The organism is Bifidobacterium sp. LH_416, from assembly GCF_056357055.1.
In genome coordinates this window covers 469,062-486,387 of sequence record NZ_JBKEVJ010000001.1, presented here as the reverse complement: position 1 = coordinate 486,387, position 17,326 = coordinate 469,062, and the positions used below count along the sequence as shown (strand labels likewise).

11 protein-coding genes are annotated in these 17,326 nt (G+C 56.2%); 7 read left to right on the top strand and 4 right to left on the bottom strand.

What is annotated here, in order from left to right; translation table 11 throughout:
- Nucleotides 1-2: 2 nt before the first annotated feature.
- Nucleotides 3-809 (bottom strand): lacto-N-biosidase chaperone LnbY, encoded by an 807-nt coding sequence (lnbY, locus tag AC1AY0_RS02105; protein WP_051917424.1) that lies wholly within the window; start codon nucleotides 807-809, stop codon nucleotides 3-5.
- A gap of 143 nt (nucleotides 810-952) precedes the next feature.
- Nucleotides 953-5,953, bottom strand: coding sequence for a lacto-N-biosidase (gene lnbX, locus AC1AY0_RS02100; RefSeq protein WP_081890074.1), 5,001 nt, complete (start codon nucleotides 5,951-5,953; stop codon nucleotides 953-955).
- 331 nt (nucleotides 5,954-6,284) lie between these two features.
- Between lnbX and AC1AY0_RS02095 the strand changes: the two genes are divergently transcribed.
- Complete coding sequence (locus AC1AY0_RS02095) at nucleotides 6,285-7,562, top strand: glutamate-cysteine ligase family protein (protein ID WP_033891349.1); 1,278 nt, start codon at nucleotides 6,285-6,287, stop codon at nucleotides 7,560-7,562.
- Nucleotides 7,563-7,571: 9 nt separating this feature from the next.
- On the opposite strand, the gene AC1AY0_RS02090 is transcribed toward AC1AY0_RS02095, so the two are convergent.
- Nucleotides 7,572-8,483 (bottom strand): MerR family transcriptional regulator, encoded by a 912-nt coding sequence (locus tag AC1AY0_RS02090; protein WP_033891348.1) that lies wholly within the window; start codon nucleotides 8,481-8,483, stop codon nucleotides 7,572-7,574.
- 167 nt (nucleotides 8,484-8,650) lie between these two features.
- Here AC1AY0_RS02090 and AC1AY0_RS02085 point away from each other — a divergent pair, with 167 nt between their 5' ends.
- From AC1AY0_RS02085 to AC1AY0_RS02060, 6 genes are all read left to right on the top strand, one after another.
- A complete protein-coding gene (locus tag AC1AY0_RS02085; RefSeq protein WP_033891347.1) occupies nucleotides 8,651-9,505 on the top strand; it encodes an SDR family NAD(P)-dependent oxidoreductase in 855 nt (284 codons plus the stop codon).
- 62 nt (nucleotides 9,506-9,567) lie between these two features.
- Nucleotides 9,568-10,875 (top strand): L-lactate MFS transporter, encoded by a 1,308-nt coding sequence (locus tag AC1AY0_RS02080; RefSeq protein WP_033891346.1) that lies wholly within the window; start codon nucleotides 9,568-9,570, stop codon nucleotides 10,873-10,875.
- A 21-nt stretch (nucleotides 10,876-10,896) separates the two neighbouring features.
- Nucleotides 10,897-11,937 (top strand): Gfo/Idh/MocA family protein, encoded by a 1,041-nt coding sequence (locus AC1AY0_RS02075; protein WP_476525670.1) that lies wholly within the window; start codon nucleotides 10,897-10,899, stop codon nucleotides 11,935-11,937.
- 105 nt (nucleotides 11,938-12,042) lie between these two features.
- Entirely contained in the window at nucleotides 12,043-12,675 is a 633-nt protein-coding gene (locus tag AC1AY0_RS02070; RefSeq protein ID WP_476525668.1) for a TetR/AcrR family transcriptional regulator, read from the top strand.
- A 245-nt stretch (nucleotides 12,676-12,920) separates the two neighbouring features.
- On the top strand, nucleotides 12,921-14,249 hold the full coding sequence (locus AC1AY0_RS02065) for an MFS transporter (RefSeq protein ID WP_476524275.1): 1,329 nt from the start codon (nucleotides 12,921-12,923) through the stop codon (nucleotides 14,247-14,249).
- 129 nt (nucleotides 14,250-14,378) lie between these two features.
- On the top strand, nucleotides 14,379-16,514 hold the full coding sequence (locus tag AC1AY0_RS02060; protein WP_476525666.1) for a beta-galactosidase: 2,136 nt from the start codon (nucleotides 14,379-14,381) through the stop codon (nucleotides 16,512-16,514).
- Nucleotides 16,515-16,586: 72 nt separating this feature from the next.
- Here the strand turns inward: AC1AY0_RS02060 and AC1AY0_RS02055 are convergent, their stop codons facing one another.
- Nucleotides 16,587-17,231 carry a TetR/AcrR family transcriptional regulator gene (locus AC1AY0_RS02055; protein WP_476524271.1) on the bottom strand — a complete coding sequence of 215 codons (645 nt, stop codon included), beginning with the start codon at nucleotides 17,229-17,231 and terminating at the stop codon, nucleotides 16,587-16,589.
- Nucleotides 17,232-17,326 lie beyond the last annotated feature (95 nt).

The window sequence follows — 17,326 nt, the reverse complement described above, 5'->3', positions numbered from 1 at the left end:
AATCAGGCAACTTTCTGAAGCGTGAAATTGTATAGCTTTTTCCACGCTATGGTGACAGCGATTGCATCAGCCTTGGATTGCACTAAGGCGTCATATCGTTCGGAACGCATTTGGGCTTTGACGTTGCCGCGTATCTCATCGAGCGGGGCTTTGCCCTCCACTCCTTCGAGTGTCCAATCATGGGCGTCGTAATAGGCTTGCACGTCTTCGTCGCTTAACGACATATCCGGGTTGGAATCGTTGCTGGTGTAGCTGTTCTTTAATGCACTGACCTCGTAACTGATATATGAGTCAATATCAAACGTTGTTCGACCATATACGATGTTCCCGTTGGCCTTGGCGGAGGCGTTGCCCTGGTTGACGTTCTTCATGCGCTGCACGATGGCGGCATATGAATCATCATCCACAAGTCCTTGTTCCACTCCGATGAGATAAGCGGCGTGGCGCCTTTTCAGCGTTTCAATGGTTTGTTTGGCGAGCCACTGATAAGGGATTTCGCCGTCGTAGTCGCCGGTCCAGCCGGCAGAACTGAGGCTCACATCGTATTGTTGCTTGAAATGGTTCAGCGCGGCTGCGCGCTGCGTTTTCATTGCTTTAACGTATTCCTGTTGTTCGATAACGGTTTTGCCAAATGTGATGGTGGGAAAACCGCTGGCTGAGGTCGATGCATCATTGATATCCGCATGATTGCCGGCATTGGTGCCGGAGCGCGCAACATAGGCAATGGCCAATCCTGCCGCTAGTGCTATAACGAGCAGGGCTGCGATAATGCCGATGATGACATGGTGCTGATGGTTCATGCGATTCATGCTAACTGTATTCCTTGGAAGTAAGTGATATAAGAAACGGGGCTTTCGTGGAATGATCCGCGAAAGCCCCGTGGCGGACAGGTTTGCCGGTCATGCAGGTGACCGCCGTCGATTATGCGATATTGGCCACCTGCATGATGCGATTACTTGCGGCGACGGGCAACCGTTGCAAGGCTGAGACCGGCAAGCGTGGTCAGTACAACCGCGATGGCTGCCGCGGCGACATTGGAGCCGGTATCGCTGATAGTCGGCTTCTTGGTGTCGGTCGGCTTGGTCGTGGGCTTGTCAGTCGGCTGCGTTGGCTTATTGTCCGGGTCCGGAGTTGGGGTAGGATCCGGGTCTGGCGTCGGGTCAGGATCCGGGTCCGGCGTCACTGCCTTGTCTGCCACCTTGAACACCACCGTAGCGGTGTCCGTGGTGCCATCACTGTAGGTAACAGTGACTTGCGCCGTACGGGACTGACCGTAGTCGGCTTCGCTCGGAGTGAAGGTCACCGTACCGTTCTTAGCCACGGTGAAACCATCACCAGCCACGGCATACGCGGTGCCCTGGGGAGCCTCGGCTGCTTCACCATCCTTGACGAACGACACCTCGGCAGTGGCTTCCTTACCAACCGTTGCTTCCACAGTGGTCGGGTAGGAAGGCTCATACTGTTCGTTGAGCTTCGGCTCCGGCTCGGGCTCCGGCTGCTTTTCCTCCTCGAGGGATTCAATGGCTGCCTTGAGTGTCTTCAGCGCGGTGTTGACATCCTCCTGAGAAGCATCGGCGTTATCGAGCGTCACCTTGGCGGCATCACGGGCTGCCTTGAAATCAGCCCAGGAATCCGCCGTGTATTTCGACTCATCAAACTGCAGAGCCTTCTCATACTCAGTCTGAAGCTCATCCTTATTGACTTCCGGCTTCGGAGTTTCTCCAGCCACATAGTCAATAACCGGGCTGATGTGCGCGGACGGCCTGCTCATGCCACTCGCAGCTTCAGCAGTGATACGAATCCAATCGCCTTCGCTGATGGTGATGGTGCCATGTTCGGCAACGCACTGTGCGAAGTCAGTGGACTGCTGCTTGGAAACGGTGAGATCAGCCGAGCAGATTTCCTCATCATTGTGCATCAGCTTCAACGTGAGAGCTTTGCCGTTGTTGTTATCCTGACGCAGGTACGGTTCGTCATCCTTGATGGACACCTTCACCGTGCCGGACTTCGGCGCCTTCCAAGCCATCGCGGCACCACCTGCGGAAGCAGGGGAGTCGCTGATCAGACCGTGGATGGCGCTGCGGTCGGCAGGCAGATCATGGTTGGCATAATCGACGCCTGGGCCATAGTAGGTTTCGTACATCCAGTTCGGATACGTGCCGTCAAAGCCGGAGATGTTAGTCCATTCGCCGTCTTTGGCAGTCTGACGCTGGCCGTACCAGATGGGGCCCTGTTCGTTGATCTTGAAATCATTGACCCAGTTCCAGCTGGTCTTCGCAGTCACCACATACTCGTCAGCCACGGTGGAACCAGCAATGGAGATGCGCAGCACATCGCCGGCCGCGAGGTTGGCAGTGCCATCAAGAGCCTCACCGTTGCGGTAGACGGCCTTATCGGCGTTAGCCGGATCGGTCTTCACCTTGGCAAGCAGCTGGGCAACGCTCATCGGACTGTCGGCGGCAATCGGCACATACATGACCTTGACGCCATTGGCAGTACCGGTTTCCAGCTCGGACGAGCTGAGAGCGGCCGGCTGCTTGACGGTAAACGTCACGCTGGTGCTCGTAGCACCCTGCGTACCCGGATAGGTCACGGTGACCGGTACCGACACAGTTCCGGAAACAGCGCCGGCTGTGAACGTCACTGCACCGGTTTCAGTGTCGATGCTTGCTCCCTCAACGCTGCCGTCAAGAGCGAAAACAGTGCCTTCCGGCTTAGCGGCCGCAGCGCCATCAGACTTGACGAAGAAGCGAGGTGCGCGAGTGGATGCGGTGGAGCCCGCGTTCATCGCAACATTCGTGTAGCGCACGTCATAACGCTGTGCGTACGACTGAGCCACAGTGAACGTGACGGTAGTGGTGGTGGAAGAACCATCCGCATACGTAACGGTCACCGTTCGGGTGACGGTTGCGCCGTACTGGTCGGCGGAAGGAGTCAACGTAGCCACACCACTGTTCTCGTCAATGGTCACACCATCGCTCTCGCCGGCAATGGCATACGTGACGCCAGCCGGAGCGTTGACCGTCTTGCCGTCTTTGGTGAACGCGGCCACTGCCTTGGCCTCGGCACCCACGGTTGCCGCTACGGAATCGTAGGAAACCGTGTACTGCTTGGCTTCAGCTTCAGCAGGTGGCTCAACATCTTCATAGGAGATGACAGGGCTGATATGCGCGGACGACTTTGTCATGCCGGTTTCGGCATCGGCGGTGATGCGAATCCAATCGCCCTCATTGACGGTGATGGTGCCATGCTGTGCGACGCACTGTGCGAAGTCAGTGGACTGCTGCTTGGAGACGGTCAGGTCGGCCGAGCAGATTTCCTTGTCGTTATGCATGAGCTTCAACGTCATGGCCTTGCCATTGTTGCCGGTTTGGCGCAGATACGGTTCGTCATCCTTGATGGACACCTTCACCGTGCCGGATTCCGGAGCCTTCCAAGCCATTGCAGCACCGCCTGCAGTGGCTGGATCCTCGGCAATAAGACCGTGGATGGAGCCACGCTGATCGGAAGCCGGCAGCTTATGACCATTGGTGTTGAAGGCGTCGTAATCCAAGCCCACGCCATACCACTGGTTGTAGCTGGTCTGCGGCCAGTCACTGTCGTACGTGGTGATGGTCTGCCAAGCGCCGCCTGCACTGGTCTGACGTTGTGCCTTCCAATCATGGTCGGCAGTGCCCTGCTCGTAATCGGCGACCCAATCCCAGTTGATGCGCTGCACAATCGTGTAGTCATCGGTTGCCGTCGAACCATCGACAGAGAAGCGCAGAATATCGCCCTCCTGAATGGCTTCATTATTGTCGAGCTTGGTCAATGCCGCATCCGAACCAGCCAGCAGAGAGAACAGTTGCTTGAGCACTCCGGTGGACTTGCGGTAGACGGCCTTGTCCGCACCGGTATCAGCGGAAACGTTGGACAGCAGCTTCTTGACGGTCACCGGATTTTTGTCGGTGAAGGTCACGTACATGACCTTCGTGCCGTCAACGGTTGTTGTCTCGTACTTCGAAGAGGTCATTGAGGCCGAGGCCACGCCGCTTTCTACGGCACCCAGATCAGGCTTGCCCTTGATGGTGTTGCCGAAGAAATCATGCTCTACTGCGTAATCATTGAGATCGGAGACAACCTTGCCTGCGTTGATCGCAGGGGAGTTGGTGGTCGGCTTGTAGCCATCGAACACGGTAGTGCTGCCCTTGCGGGAGTATTCGGCACCGGAAGCCTGTGCGGCAGTCGGCGCGGAACCAGCGTCTTCGAGCACGTCGGCCACATCATCGGCAACAATGGCATTGGCGTCGGAAGCCGGCGTATTCGCATAGTTGACGTACAGGTTGTTGTCGTACACCTGACCACCGTAGTAGCCGCCGATGTTCCACTCTTCGGTCTTCTTCTCGTCGGTCGCGTTGATGAAGATGTTGTTCTCGAACTGTGCCTGCGAATTGGAGCGGGTGGTCAGCACGCGGCTATCGGCATCTACGTAAACAGTATTGTTGTAGATGTGGTTGCCCGGGCCGTTGGAGGGCAGATCGAACACGCCACGCTTATCGTTTTGCGAGATGTTGTAGCGGAACGTCGTGTTGACGGCCTTCCAGTTGCAGATCATCAGCGAAGCGAAGCTGTTGCCGTACGAATAGTTGTACTGGTACAGAGTGCCGTCGCCATAGTCGGCATCCCATGCCTGGCCGTCTCCATTGCCGTGGTCGGCGTTGAGATTCGAGTACACTTCGTTGTACTGGAACACAGGATCCTTGCAACGCCACGGCCAGATGCCGGCAGCGACTCGACCATAGCCAACGCCCGCGTTACCAGTGTTGTTGAGCACGTTCGCCGTGTAATCAACCGAATTGATGTGCTTGGAGACGCGATCGCCGACGTTGTGCTGAATGACCGGACGGTCGCAGTACATGGTGGTGATGGCGTCGCCGCCAGCGCCGATGATCGTGTTGTTTTCAATCAGCACGTTCGTTGCGCCGTATTTGGCGATCAGATCATCATCGATGGTGCCGTCGCCGTAATCGAAGTCGTTCTGCCACCTGGACGACTTATCGATGTAGTTGAGGTACGCGGTGTATCCCACGGCGATGCCCCAACGGTCAACATCCTTGACGGTGCTGTTGCGAATGGTGATGTGATCGAAGCGAGAGACATGTTCCTTGAGCCATGCATCGTCGGCGGCCGAAGTGCGCTCTTTGGGCAGGTGGGCCATGAAGTAGATGCCACCGTTGGCCATGTGCTTGTTGTACAGGTTGCCGTCCACGTCGTGGATGTTGAGGTTGTCGAGTGTGACGTGGCTCATCGTGCTGCCGTTTTCGGCGATGCCGGCCACACCGGTGCGATCCATACGATCGGCGCTGCGGTCAAGGCTCGTGCCGTCTGCGTCGGCGGTGTCGGTCCACTGCCAGGTATCGATGGGATCGTAAACGCTCTCATCATCGTTGGTGATCTCCAGATTCGAGACCGTAATATATGAGACGTCCTTGAGCAGCAACGTTGTGGATACGGTGCCTCGGGTCTTATGGTTGCCTACGTTCGCACGGTAATCCTGGTACCATTGGCTGCCTTCCACGCCATTGGAGGCGATAAGCGGCTTGCCTTCAGCTTCATCGCCATAGGCGGAAATGGTGATCGGAGCATCCGGGGTGCCGGCTGTATCGTGGATATGCAGCCATTGATCATTGAACTCGGAACCGTACTCCAGCAGAACGCTGTCGCCAGGTTCAAGATCGGAAGCGATTTCGTTAACTTTGTTGAGTGTCTTCCACGGGCTCTTCTGGCTGGTGCCGGCATTGTCGTCGCTACCGTGTTCGGATGACACGTAGTAGGTGGTGCCCTTGGAGGAATCCTTGGTGGAGGTGGTTTGCTGCGCAAATGCCGCCGTTGGTGTGGCGAAGGCGAGCGCAGTTCCCAAAGCGACTACTGCCGCAATGGTTTTAGGGCCATGCCCAGAAGTGGGCAGTGACATGTCTTCTTCCTTTCGTGTGGGCGTCCTCTGCGTGTAGATCGAATGCAACATTGCTGTGGCCCGCGTGATAGGAGCTTCCTTACTGTGTGAGATGCGGGTAATCGAGATGGACAAAGAGGTGATGCAGGGACGTCGTAATCAGCTACGTTGCCGATATATGTAAATAAACTTTACAAAGTAGTAAGTATAGCGGAAAATCTATTGAGATATTTTCGGGGGTGTTGTGGGTTCAACGCCGCCGAATTGCATAGTGCTCGCTATCGGTTTTTCATATAGCCGATTGGCGGGCATTCGGGCGCGGCCAGAGCCTGTCTCGCTTACCATACCGATTATGGTTACTCCGAGGATTAGTTATGCGCATTTGCTTGCCAAGCCGAACCCCAAGCATGTCGAAAGCCTGCTGAAGTTCTTCGAAAGCGGCCGCGCCCAGCGAGGCACGGGTGGATTCGGTGTGGAAATCGAGCATCTGCCGGTGCATAACGGCAGCGATACCGCCGTCAGCTATTACGAGCCGAATGGTATTGAGACGCTGCTCAAACGACTCGCTCCTTACTATGACGAAGAGAAGGAGTATTGGGAGAACGGTCATCTGGTAGGTCTGGGGCGCCCGGGGGTCTCGGTTTCTTTGGAGCCTGGTGGCCAGGTGGAAACCTCCATCGGCATCCTGAAAAAGCCGAGTGATCTGATTACCCTGTATACCAAGTTCCGCCGCGAAGTAGATCCGATTCTGGAGGATCTCGACTTCCGCTTGGTCAACTATGGCTACCAGCCCAAGTCAAGCTTCGCCGATGTGCCGGTGAATCCCAAGGACCGTTACGATGCAATGACCGACTATCTAGGCCGCGTTGGCCAGTTCGGCCCATGCATGATGCGTTGCTCTGCCTCCACGCAGGTCAGCATCGACTTTGTGGATGAGCATGATGCCATCGAGAAGATGCGTTTGGGCACGGTGATCGGCCCGATTTTGGCATACTTCTTCCGCAATACCCCATACTTTGAAGGCGAACCGAACCCGTGGCCGCTGCTGCGCCAGCGCATGTGGGACTACCTTGACTTCCAGCGCACCAATGTGATTCCGGGGCTCTTTGACCCGCGATTTGGCTGGGAGGATTACGCGATTGATGTGCTCTCCACGCCATTGATGTTCGCCGATTTGACGCATACACCCGAAGCTGTGGCTTCCGGAGCCAGCCCGAAAGAGCTGCATCGTCCGGCCTTCCGTGAGAACGCCGGCGACGTGTACCCGGATCGTGAGCTCAACCCATACGAGATCAACCACATCATTTCCACGCACTTCAATGATGTGCGCTTGAAGAACTTCGTGGAACTGCGCCACTGGGACTCGCTGCCGATCGAGCGTGCGGAACGTCTGACGGAAATCGTCTCCTCGCTGTTCTACGTGCCGGAGAACCGTGAACGACTCGAAAGCTACTTCGACGGCATCACCGAAGAAGAAGTGTACGAGGCCAAGGCCAATATTCAAGCTCACGGTCGTCAGGCTTCGCCGTATGGCCAGCCGCTTGAATTCTGGAAGGAATTCCTGGGGCTCGAAGGTCTGCTCGCGGACATCCCCGGCGATCCGAATCACCCGGACGTCTTCCAGGAGTAATACGGATTCCTACATGCGCCCGGCATCGCAATGGTGCCGGGTGTAGCGTACTCGCATTGAGCCTTCCGGCGTATGACTGCCCCAGATCTCGCAGATGGTGACATGCCGCCATTCATTGGAATCAAGTTTCGTGGCCATTGTGAGCGCTTCATCGAAGCATGCGGTTAAGGATTCCCGTTCGATGACCTGACCTTCTGCCGGCCCTCCCGTGGGATGGAAAACGGTCAATGAAGAGTCGAATTCGAAATCAACGGCATTATCCGAACCGCACGATTCGGTGGCGGAGACGCTGTGGCCATCATGCGATGAGTTTGATGATGCGGATGCATCTGGAGCGTCAGCTTCGAACTGCTGATAGGCGTATGCCTTATGCTCCAAAAGGTCCACCAGAATGCCTCGTCGCAAAAGCCTCGGCAATCCAGCCTCATGCACGGCCGCACGCAGCGCGGTCATCGCCCTCAAATACGGTTTCAACTGGAATGAACCGCCAAAAAACGGCCAAGGCTTGCCTAGCATCCATGTGGGTGGCAGATCTGAGCATACGATGCCATCGGCAGGTGTGCGAGCTTTACGCGTCACTTCGCCCAAATAATCATTGAGGCTCGTCTCCAAGGTGCGCAAGCGTGTGATTTCCCGTGCCACCCGTTCACGCCCGGTTTCCATCAGCGCACGCCAATCAAGCATGCCGTCCTTCGCGCGGAAGGATTCAATAGACTCCAACGGCATGCCAGCGTCCAGACACAGTCGAATCACATCCATTTCCAGCATCTGATCGGGCGTGTAATACCGGTAGCCAGTACGCGAGTCGGTTGCAAAAGGCGTCAAAATGCCGTGTGCATCGTAATAGCGCAACGCTTTGGCGCTGGTGCCATCAAGCTTGGAGACTTCGCCGATGGTCAGCAGCTCATCATCATCGCGCATTGATGACACTCCTTTGTCACCCTTGTGAATTTGACCTTACCCTCGGGGCAAAGTTTAGCATCGCAGCTACCAAGCCCGGCAGTATCAATGAGGATGCGGCCGAGCCTGGCACATAAGCGCACGGTGGCGTGCGCTGACAACAGTGATCGAACACAGGAGGTTCGCTCATGGAGGAGCACAAAGACAATAGTTGGCTGGGATTATCCGGTGATGTATGCGTAGTCATCGGAGCGGTAGGCGGCATGGGTACCGCTATTGCAGCCGAGCTGGCTCACGCCGGAGCCCGATTGACATTGGTTGATATCAGCGAAGAACATACTGCCGCATATGCAGCGCAACTTGCCGACGAATATGGTGTTGAAGCGCGAGGCTACGGTTGCGACGTTTCCGATGCCGATGATGTGGAGATTCTTAAAAATAAGGTCGTTGAGGATTTCGGCACTGTAGATGTGCTCGTCAATACGGTTGGTATTCTGCGTTTCGCTCCGTTGGAAGATCTGCCGCTTTCCGATTGGAAGGATGTCATCAATGTGAATCTGACTGGTGCATTCATTCTTTCGCAAGCCTTCGGCAAAGTGATGCTGGAGCATAAGACCGGACGCATTGTGCACATCTCTACCGTGGCCTCGCATTCGCCGGAAACCTTCTCCGGTGCCTATTCATGCGCCAAAGCCGGCCTTGGCATGCTCTCAAAAATGATCGCCGCGGAATGGGGACCGTTTGGCATTCGTTCCAACTGCGTATGCCCATGCTTCGTTAAAACGCCGATGAGCGCATCCTTCTACGCCGACCCCAAGGTGACCGAAGAGCGCGAACGATTGATTGCATCCCGCCGTATCGGCGAAGTTCAGGATATCGCCAATGCAGTGGCGTTCCTCGCATCCAAGCGCTCCGACTTCGTCAACGGCGATGAAATCAGCGTAGACGGCGGATTCCATCTCATGATGGGAGATCTCACACCCAAGCCGGGCGGCCGCCGTCAGTTCGCCATCAATTCCCTGAAGCAGCGCGGACTGCTGTAATCCACCCCACCAAAGTCAACGCTTGGATCGCAATTCCACCACAGCGCAGAAAGGATTGTTTAATGACTTCCCTTACAGCAGTTTCCGGCTCCAATGCGGCTGCCAAACATGAGCCCAACCGTTACGGCGTCTTGTCTGCCGCATTCGTGGTCATGTTCTTCGTGGCCTCCATTGCACTGTTCAGTGTCTTCCTGAACCCGCTTTCCGAACAACACGGGTGGACGCCCGCCGAAGTCAGCCTCTCATACTCTATTTTCCAGACGGTTATGGCCGTCACCGGCATCTTCTCCGGGCGCATCTCCGATAAATTCGGCCCGCGTACAGTCATGCTTGTCGGCGGTTTCGTCTTCGGTCTCGGTTGGTTCCTGACCGGCATTGCCGACAGTCTGCCAATGCTGTATATCTGCCACGGTTTGATTGCAGCTGTGGGCAACGGTTTGGTGTACAACCCGGCGCTCACCACCGCACAGCGCTGGTTCCCGGATATTCGAGGCAAAGCATCCGGCATCCTCTTGGCCGCAGCTGCCATCGGACCGGCTACGCTTGCTCCGGTGGCCAACGCCCTGTCCAGTGCATTCGGCGTATCCAATGCGCTGAAGATTCTCGGCGTCACCTTCTGGGTGACCATCACCTTGGGCTCGCTGTTCGTGCATCCAGCTCCGGCAGACTACCGCCCCAAGGGTTGGGAGCCGCCAGTCGCCGACAAGCCGGCAGCTGCTGCTTCGACCAAGGCCGGCGATGATGGAAGCTTTGATTTCAAAGCCATGCTCGCCTCGCCGCGCTTCTACATTCTGCTCGCCGTCTATGCTATGGCGGCATCCTCTGGCACCATGCTCGTGGGTGCCGTCTCCTCCATCTCACAGGAGCATGTTGGAGCTGTGGGTACCATGACCGCGGCCGCATTCGGCGCAATGGCTGTATCCATCTCCACCATCTCCAATTTCCTAGGCCGCCTGACGTTCGGTGCACTGTATGACAAGTTCGGCGCATTCAAATGCCTATCGCTCATGCTGGTAGTCACCGCGCTCGCCATGATTGCCATGTCGTTCGCCTATAACGCTGTGTTCTTCATGATCTGCGTGATTGTGCTCGGCTTCGCATTCGGCGCACTGCTGGTGATCTATCCGCCGTTGACCGGTGAAACTTTCGGTACCAAGCATCTTGGTGTCAATTACGGCATCATGTTCCTCGGCTATGCGCTCGGCGCATGGATTGGTCCCCGCTTAGCCACCGGCCTGCACTCCGAAGCTTACGGATACCGCATCGCGTTCTATGCGGCTGCCGGCATCACCGTACTTGGCTTGGTGATTGTGCTGCTGCTTGCCGCCCACGTTAAGAAAGCCGGCACGATGATGCCGGTGAGGAAGTAAAGAAGTGTCAATTAAGGAGCAATGATGACAGAACAACTTCGACTGGCCGTTATTGGCGCAGGCGCTATGGGACGCGACCATATCCGTTACATTCAGGACGATGCCGACGCGCGATTGGTGGCTATCGCCGATCCGGTACCCGCCACCGAGCAAGTGGCCAAGGATGCCGGAGTGCCGTGGTTCGCTGATTATAAGGAAATGCTGGAATGCACCGCACTGGATGGTGTGGTCATCGCATCCCCGAACCATCTGCATGTGCCGATGGCCCGCGAAACCGTAAAGCGTGGCATTCCGACCTTGGTGGAGAAGCCGATCAGCGATGATTTGGATGACGCCCGCGCGTTTGCCGACAAAGCACGTGCCTCCGGCGTACCGGTGCTGGTGGGCCAGCATCGCCGCCATAATCCCAAGGTTCGCCGTGCCAAGGAAATCATCGAATCTGGTGCACTCGGCACAATCGTGACCGTTGCAATCCTGTACAACCTGTACAAGCCGGATACCTACTATGACATTCCGTGGCGCAGGCAAAAAGGCGCGGGACCGATTCTGGTGAACATGGTGCACGATGTGGATCTCATGCGCTATCTCATCGGCGAGCCGGTGGAAATCCAAGGCATGTCCGCAAATTCGGCGCGTGGCTTCGAAGTGGAGGATTCCGCTGTGGCCACCGTGCGATTCGCCAACGGCACATTGGGTACCATTACCTTGTCTGATTCGGCGGCCAGCCCGTGGAATTGGGAATCCACCGCGCGCGAGAATCCATTCTTTGCCCCATATGACACCGACGCCTACTACATCATGGGCACCAAGGCCTCGCTTTCCCTGCCGCGCTTGCACCTGTTCTCTCATGCCGGTGGCGTGAGCGATTGGACCAAGCCGTTCGTATGCGAGGTGCAGGGCGTGCGCGAAGGACTGCCGCACCGTTTGCAACTGAAGCATTTCGAGCGTGTGATTCGTGCAGAGGAGGAGCCGCTGGTCACTCCTGAGGATGCGATTAAAACATTGGAAGTGCTGAACGCCGTCAAACAGGCGGCGGACGGTGGCGAGCTTGTTCGTCTGTAGTTGACGATTGAAAGCTGACTTTGTGGCTCTCCTCGGTCTAAGGAGAGCCACATCTTTTTGTAGAGAATGACGCTTATCGAATAAACATTCGATATAATGGCTCGCATGGTAGCAGCGAAGCAGAAGAGGGTGCGTAAAAGTCCCGAGGAAAGGCGCAGCGAGATTGCGCAAGCCGCAGTACGTCTGGTGGGGGAGAAGGGCTATTATGGCACATCCCTAAAAGACGTGGCTGATGCGGTAGGCATGAGCCAGCCGGGCCTGTTGCATTATATCGGCAATAAAGAAGGCCTGCTGTCGATGCTTATCACCGACAATTACGATACATATGGCACGCCTGACGACTTTATGCAATCCGGTTTGCCGGGTAGCGACCCTGATCGACTGCTGTTCCCTTCATACCTGCGCTATCTGGTTCGCTTTAATGCGCAACGCCGCGAAATGGTTCGTTTGTATATGAATCTTGAATCCGAGGCATTCAGCCCGGAACATCCGCTGTTTGATTACTTTGAGAACAGGCCGTCCGCAGTCTGGGACCATTACTCCCGTTTCCCGTGGGTGATTCCGCCTGAATTGGGGGCGTGGGAGGACTCCATGAAGCCTATTGTGCGTCAGTGCATCGAAGCCATGGATGGCGTTCAGCTGCGCTGGATGCGCCAACCTCCGGTGGATTTGTATGACGAATGGCTGACGTTTGAAACGTTGATTTTCCCCTCGCCGTTGTGGGACAACTATCGCTGATACTGCACGAAGATAACTCTTCACTGTCTGGGCAAATAATTTCTAGTAGATAATTGCGCTCGGGCGTGTCGAGATACTGCATAGTAGCCTGAAATCCATTGGAATTTCAGGCTTTTCCATTATCTAATAATTGTTATATATAAATTTGACAATCGCTCGATTCGGTTTTATGCTTATTGCATATCTAATGCATGTTAGATACATGTCAAAGTAGACAATGGAAGCAAGGAAACACGAGGTCAAGGATGAGTGCTTCAACCGCAATGTCCGCAGACGAGCGTCTGGCGGCCTTTAATGCAAACATCGAGGCGGCGGATAAGAATCCGTCGCTGTCTCCTGAAACCGGCAAGCAGATGAGCAAGGTCACCCTGTTCCGCTTTGGTGCAGGCTTTCTGGTCTTCGGTCTGCTGTGGATGAGCGGTCTGGCAATCGTTTCCGCTGTGCTGCTCACCAAGCACCTGCAGTCCATCTTCGGACCGGATGTCGAAGGTCTGACTGGTGTGATCAACGCATGTACCGCAGTGGCGTCCCTGGTTTCCAACCTGCTGTTCGGTACGCTGTCTGACCGCTCCCGTTCCAAGTGGGGCCGCCGTACTCCGTTCATCGTGCTCGGCGCCATCCTCGGTGGTGTGACCCTGTTCCTGACCGGCATGGTCTCTAACGCCGTGGCCATCACCATCATCTACTGCCTGTGCATGTTCGGTCTGAACGCCATGATCGCCCCGTTGGTCGCCATGATTTCCGACCGTATCCCGATGAACGTGCGTGGCACCATGTCCGCATTCTTCGGTGCTGGCCAGACCTGCGGTGCCCCGATTGGTACCCTCATTGGCTCCGCTTTCATCTTGAACCCGTTCCCGGGCTTCATCCTCGCAGGCATCCTCATGTTCCTCGGCGGTATTGTCGCCGTGATCATTGTGCCGAAGGAATCCTCCGCTGACTTCCTGCCGAAGGACGAAGGCAAGGCATCCGACGTGCTCCGCAGCTTCACCCCGCCGAAGTTCTCCACCGCTCACGACTTCTACAAGGCATTCGCTGGCCGTATCTGCATGCTCCTGAGCTACCAGATGATCACCGTCTACCAGCTGCTCATCTTCCAGAAGTACATCGGTCTCGATGACACCGCCGCTGGCGCCGCCATGGCCACCATGTCCGTCATCACCATGGTTGTTTCTCTCGCTGGTTCTGTGGTCGCTGGCCCGATCTCCGACCTCATTGGCCGCCGTAAGATTCCGGTTGTCGCAGCCTCCGTGCTGTTCGCCATCGGTATGGCAATGCCGTGGATTATGCCGACCACCATGGGTATGTTCCTCTACGCAGGCATCGCAGGCCTTGGCTACGGCGTCTACTCCTCCGTGGATCAGGCTCTGAACGTGGACGTCTTGCCGAACAAGGAAGAGGCTGGCAAGGATCTCGGCGTGCTGAACCTCGCCACCACTTTGGGCCAGATGCTCGGCCCGGTCCTCATGTCCGTCATCACCGTAACCATCGGCTACGCCGCTGCCTTCCCGATCTCCATCGTGTTCGCGCTGCTCGGCTGCGTGTTCATCATGATGATCAAGAGCGTCAAGTAAGCCTCACACACCATCTACGGCTTCGGCCGGTCCGCTCGAATCCAATCCTGTGGACCGGCCGTTGCCGTATTCGAAAAACAGCACAACTCACAAATCCACGTAGTACAAACACAGGGGAGTGACCTACCGATGAGCAAGCACAGCGTAGACCGCATTCTGTTTGGTGCGGCATATTATGACGAATACATGCCGAAGGGCACCGATCGCATCGAAACTGATATGCGCATGATGGATGCGGCCGGCATCAATGTAATCCGTATCGCCGAATCGACTTGGAGCACTTGCGAGCCGCAGCCGGGCGTATTCGATTTCAGCCATGTTGACCGTGCATTGGAGGCAGCACAGCGCCACAATGTCGCTGTCATCGTCGGCACGCCAACCTATGCAGTGCCTGCATGGCTGGTCAGGATGCATCCGGATGTGCTCGCAGACACTCCTGCTGGCCCAGGCAAGTACGGCCCACGCCAGATTATGGATATTGTCAATCCAGCCTACCGTTACTACGGTGAGCGCGTGATTCGCAAGCTGATCGCTCACGTGGCCACTCACCCGGCTGTCATCGGCTATCAGGTGGACAATGAAACCAAGTATTACGATTCCGTGAGCCGCGATATGCAGGCGCTGTTCATCAAGTACCTGCGAGACAAGTTCAATGATGATCTTGATGCGCTGAACGCTCACTTTGGTCTTGACTATTGGTCGAATCGTGTGGATTCCTGGGAGGACTTCCCGGATGTGACCAACACCATCAATCAGTCGCTGCGCGGTGAATTTGATCGATTCCGCCGTGCTCAGGTTGCCGAATTCCTGGCCTGGCAGGCGGATATCGTGCGCGAATACGCTCGTGATGACCAGTTCGTCACGCAGAACTTCGACTTCGAATGGCGAGGCTACTCCTACGGCATTCAGCCGGCCGTCGACCATTTCAAGGCGTCCAAGGCCGTGGACATCACCGGCGTGGATATTTATCACCCCACTGAAGATGAGCTGACCGGCACCGAAATCGCTTTCGGCGGCGACGTGACCCGTTCCACTAAGAACGGTGCCAACTATCTGGTGCTCGAAACCGAGGCGCAGGGCCAGCACGGATGGGTGCCGTTCCCGGGCCAGTTGCGCTTGCAGGCTTACTCGCATCTTGCTTCCGGCGCGGATATGGTGGAGTACTGGCACTGGCATTCCATCCACAACTCGTTCGAAACCTACTGGAAGGGTCTGCTCTCCCACGATATGGAGCCGAACCCAACCTATGAGGAAGCTGGCGTCTTCGGTCGCGAGGTCGCAGATGTGGCCGTGGGCGGTAGGCTGGTCCATTTGGCCAAGCGCAACAAGGTTGCCATCATGGTCTCCAACGAGGCGCTTTCCGCACTGGAATGGTTCCGTGTGGAAACCGGCTTCCCGGATGGTCAGGGCGTCAACTACAACGACATTGTTCGCCGTGTCTACGATGCATTCTTCCAGCTCAATGTGGAATGCGACTTCCTGCCAGTGGATGCACCGGCCGATCGCATTGCGCAATACTCCATGATTGTGACCCCGGCGCTCTACTGCACTCCGGCGGAAACCATCGCCAACCTGCGCGAATTCGTGGCAAATGGCGGTCATTTGGTTTCCACGATGCGTTCGTTCGTCACCGATGATGAAGTGACTGTGTGGAACGACCGTGCGCCGCATAATTTGACGGATGTATTTGGCCTGACGTACAACCAGTTCACCCGTCCGAAGGGCCGTGTTTCAGTTGAATTTGCGGATGATGCCGCGCTCGCTGGTACGCCATCCGCTTCGGCTGAGGCGCTGATCGAACTGTTGAAGGTGAATGCTGAGGCTGATACTCAGGTGCTTGCCCGCTATGGTCACTATGCTTGGGAATCCTATGCTGCCGTGACTCGTCACCAGTTTGGTCAGGGTAGTGCCGAATGGATTGGCACGCTGCTCGATGCCGATACCATGCGTGCTGTGATTCGCGAAGCTGTGACCAATGCCGGTCTTGAACCGGTCGGTCTGCCGCTTGCCGGCACTGTTACTGTGCGTCAAGGTGTGAACCAAGCTAGCGAAACCGTGACCTACCTGCTCAACTACTCTGATAAGGATGCTGTATTCCCGAGCCCGGTGGCTGGTTCCGTAGTCGTGGCCCCGCAGGTTATTGGAGCTGACGGCACTGTGGATGAAGTCGCATCTGCCGCGCTTGCCGTCCAGTCTGGCAATCTGGTTGAGGTTGGCGATGAGCTGACTATCCCGCGTTGGAACCTTGCCGTCATCATCGACTGAATCGACTGATGAGGTAACACTTCTTGATATTGGTATGCCGCTGGTAATTTGCCAGCGGCATACCAATATCACTTACCGATAATCATCCCAGAGGGGAGAAGGGAAGAGAATCCGCTCGGCTCGCTTCCACAGATCGGTCATCGATTCGTTGGGATTGGTCATCGCCTGCACCTGAACGCCATCCATGGCGAAGAATACCGTGACGATGAGATCATGCAGCGCTTCCGGTTCGCGATAGCATTCCGGCAGATTCCAATCGACCTTCATCATGTCTTTGAGAATGGTGATATGTCGATCCCGATAGAACGCGTGGGCGGGATGATGCGGATCTGCTGATTCAATAGCCAGCTGCATGAACAGCGCCACCATTTCCGGGCGTTTGGCGTTGCTCTCGACCAGGGCGCGCATATATGCAGGCATGCTGACGCGATGCGTGCCAGCGGCAGCACTGGGCGTTGTTTCCGGCAATGGGGCATAGGAGCCGGTTCCGGAATCGTAGTACGTCTCAATAACAAGCGACAGCACTTCCTCGCGGCTGGAAACGTAATGGTTGAGCCCGGGAACCGTCATGTGCACAGCGTCGGCAAGCAATTGCATGGAGAATCCGTACGACCCATATTGAGCGATGATTTTCACAGCCTCCTGCGCGATCTGTTCCCGGCGTTGCTCCGGTGTGAGCCGCGTACGGCGTCGCAGTGGGTTGGGAATTGAAACCATCAGAGACTCCTTCTTGTTCGTCCACGAGGGTATCACCGGCAATTGTCTAGATGATGTATGCGGAGGCGTAAGGCTGTAATGATGCAGTCAGTATG

What these genes read in the sequence shown, in the direction of transcription:
- lnbY (WP_051917424.1), bottom strand. Translation starts at nt 809, where the DNA reads ATGAATCGCATGAACCATCAGCACCATGTCATCATCGGCATTATCGCA.
- lnbX (WP_081890074.1), bottom strand. Translation starts at nt 5,953, where the DNA reads ATGTCACTGCCCACTTCTGGGCATGGCCCTAAAACCATTGCGGCAGTA.
- AC1AY0_RS02095 (WP_033891349.1), top strand. Translation starts at nt 6,285, where the DNA reads ATGGTTACTCCGAGGATTAGTTATGCGCATTTGCTTGCCAAGCCGAAC.
- AC1AY0_RS02090 (WP_033891348.1), bottom strand. Translation starts at nt 8,483, where the DNA reads ATGCGCGATGATGATGAGCTGCTGACCATCGGCGAAGTCTCCAAGCTT.
- AC1AY0_RS02085 (WP_033891347.1), top strand. Translation starts at nt 8,651, where the DNA reads ATGGAGGAGCACAAAGACAATAGTTGGCTGGGATTATCCGGTGATGTA.
- AC1AY0_RS02080 (WP_033891346.1), top strand. Translation starts at nt 9,568, where the DNA reads ATGACTTCCCTTACAGCAGTTTCCGGCTCCAATGCGGCTGCCAAACAT.
- AC1AY0_RS02075 (WP_476525670.1), top strand. Translation starts at nt 10,897, where the DNA reads ATGATGACAGAACAACTTCGACTGGCCGTTATTGGCGCAGGCGCTATG.
- AC1AY0_RS02070 (WP_476525668.1), top strand. Translation starts at nt 12,043, where the DNA reads ATGGTAGCAGCGAAGCAGAAGAGGGTGCGTAAAAGTCCCGAGGAAAGG.
- AC1AY0_RS02065 (WP_476524275.1), top strand. Translation starts at nt 12,921, where the DNA reads ATGAGTGCTTCAACCGCAATGTCCGCAGACGAGCGTCTGGCGGCCTTT.
- AC1AY0_RS02060 (WP_476525666.1), top strand. Translation starts at nt 14,379, where the DNA reads ATGAGCAAGCACAGCGTAGACCGCATTCTGTTTGGTGCGGCATATTAT.
- AC1AY0_RS02055 (WP_476524271.1), bottom strand. Translation starts at nt 17,231, where the DNA reads ATGGTTTCAATTCCCAACCCACTGCGACGCCGTACGCGGCTCACACCG.